The 2073-nt window shown below is 38.2% G+C and carries 6 protein-coding genes; all 6 read left to right on the top strand.

Features of this window, described 5'->3' with window-relative positions; all coding sequences use genetic code 11:
- Positions 1–104: transposase (locus O9295_RS24790; protein ID WP_287697101.1), on the top strand; the 104-nt coding region annotated here is incomplete at its 5' end.
- Positions 105–138: 34 nt separating this feature from the next.
- Complete coding sequence (locus O9295_RS24785) at positions 139–390, top strand: type II toxin-antitoxin system RelE/ParE family toxin (RefSeq protein ID WP_288035965.1); 252 nt, start codon at positions 139–141, stop codon at positions 388–390.
- 81 nt (positions 391–471) lie between these two features.
- Positions 472–699 (top strand): hypothetical protein, encoded by a 228-nt coding sequence (locus tag O9295_RS24780; protein WP_002797529.1) that lies wholly within the window; start codon positions 472–474, stop codon positions 697–699.
- Between the two features lie 31 nt (positions 700–730).
- Positions 731–1135, top strand: a complete 405-nt coding sequence (locus O9295_RS24775) for a type II toxin-antitoxin system VapC family toxin (RefSeq protein ID WP_288035963.1) — start codon at positions 731–733, stop codon at positions 1133–1135.
- Positions 1136–1274: 139 nt separating this feature from the next.
- Complete coding sequence (locus O9295_RS24770; protein ID WP_002769357.1) at positions 1275–1511, top strand: type II toxin-antitoxin system Phd/YefM family antitoxin; 237 nt, start codon at positions 1275–1277, stop codon at positions 1509–1511.
- A complete protein-coding gene (locus O9295_RS24765; RefSeq protein ID WP_288035961.1) occupies positions 1498–1875 on the top strand; it encodes a type II toxin-antitoxin system VapC family toxin in 378 nt (125 codons plus the stop codon). The genes O9295_RS24770 and O9295_RS24765 overlap by 14 nt, the downstream gene beginning before the upstream one ends.
- Positions 1876–2073 lie beyond the last annotated feature (198 nt).

Here is a 2073-nt window from a genome sequence, read left to right as displayed (position 1 = left end):
TTGAGGGAATGAATACCAAAATAAAGCTTATTAAAAGAATAAGTTATGGATTTACCAATTTTGAACATCTTCGACTTAAGCTGTTTGCTTGCTTTAATTCATAACAAAAATTAACACACGAAAACCAGAAGAGCCCAAATTCTTGATTATTTGGCTAATACTAACATTAGTACGGGTGAGAAATTTTTGGAGGAGTTTGGCAAAAAATGTCGTTATCTTAGCCAATTTCCTCTAATGGGGCGCAGTTATCGAGAGATTCGTCCCTCTTTGCGTGGCTTACCGATGAAAAACTACATTATTTTCTATCCCTTAACTGAGCAAGGGCTAGAAATCATGCCTTTTATCAAAGGAGAGCGAGATTTAGAAGCTTTTTTCTTTGAAAACCCCTAAAAAATCAAGGCAATTACTTTTTTCAACTGTTTATAATAGAGATCGCTATAATCTGGAACATCCCCCCATCCCAAACCAGCCATGACAGCCAAAGAACAACTCCTCCAGGAAATCGAAACCGCTTCCGATGAAACCATTCACCAACTCCTCGACTTTCTCCATCAAACCCAAACCGCCAAACCGAAACAACCCTTTTGGCAATTCATTGAAGAACTCACCGCCGATATTCCCCCAGAAGTCCTAGAAACCTTACCCACCGACGGAGCCGAACAACACGATCATTATCTTTATGGCACACCAAAACAATAATAATGAAAGTCATTTTTGCTGATACCTTTTATTGGATGCCTTGATTAATCCCAGAGATAACTGGCACACTATTGCCTTAGATTATGCCCAAAAATATGCAGATGATTACCTCATAACTACCGATGGCATCATAGATGAAACACTGAATTATTTTGCAACTAAAGGTGCTATTATGCGTCGAAAAGCTCTTGCTACCTACCTTCAAATTTGCCAAGAGTCGAATATGGAAATTATTTCTTACACGCCTCAACTAAGACAAGCTGGATTTCAACTATTCGATGAACGTCCTGATAAAGGCTATAGCCTCACAGATTGCATCTCTATGATTGTAATGAAACAAAGAGGCATTATAGAAGTCTTAACCCATGACAAACACTTTACCCAAGAGAACTTTCGGATTTTGTTCCAAGATTCTAATTTTAATAATCTTACTTAGAATTTGATTGCCCAGAGCAGTATTTCATTATTGATCTCCACAAAATCGGGCATCGTCAGGAAATTTATCAAGCATAACGGTGATCGCTATAATATCGAATATCTCCCGTCCCCAAAACTCCCTACTCCCTTGACCAGCAATGAAAAGCGTCACCTCAAGTAAATTACAAAATAACCTAGACCAACTGCTCGATGAAATCCTCAACACAGGAAAACCCCTAGAAATTGAGCGCAACGGCAAACGATTAATCATTAGTCCCGTTGAAACCGTAGATAAATTACAAAAATTAATTTATCGTCCTCAAGCCATTATTGGCGATCCCGATGATCTTGTACAAATCAGTTGGGAACAGGAGACAAACCTTGATTTACCTTGATACTCATATTGTTGTCTGGCTTTATGCAGGACTAACTGCTAAATTAAGCGATTGCGCCAAACATCTAATTAACGAGAATGAACTCTATATTTTGCCGATAGTAAGGCTAGAGTTACAATATTTATACGAAATTGGGCGAATTCCTGAAAAATCAGACGACATTGTTCTAGAATTAGTAAGTTGCCTTGATTTAAAGGTATGTAAAAAAGATTTTAATTTAATTATTAATCAGTCTGTCATTATTAACGAGACTCGTGATCCCTTTGAGCGCTTAATTGTTAGTAACGCTTCAGTAGATAACCATATTTTGCTAACCAAAGATTATCACATTTTAAATCATTATGAAAATGCCGTATGGGATTAATCACAATCTATGGGAAATTGATGAAGCATAACGGCGATCGCCCCATTCAATCGCTAAATAGGGGCTGCTGAAAAAGTTTTTCGTGGGGGCAGGGTGTGGGGTGTGGGGTGTGGGGTGTGGGGTTTTACCCATTTTCAGGTGGTCAATTACCTAATTTTCAGGGAAAAAATCCCTAAATTTTCCCCCCAATCACTCCAA

Origin of the sequence: Microcystis sp. LE18-22.4A (genome assembly GCF_027531105.1) — a bacterium.
GTDB classification, from domain to species: domain Bacteria; phylum Cyanobacteriota; class Cyanobacteriia; order Cyanobacteriales; family Microcystaceae; genus Microcystis; species Microcystis aeruginosa.
The sequence above is the reverse complement of the archived record's forward strand: the minus strand, read 5'-3'. Positions and strand labels throughout refer to the sequence as shown.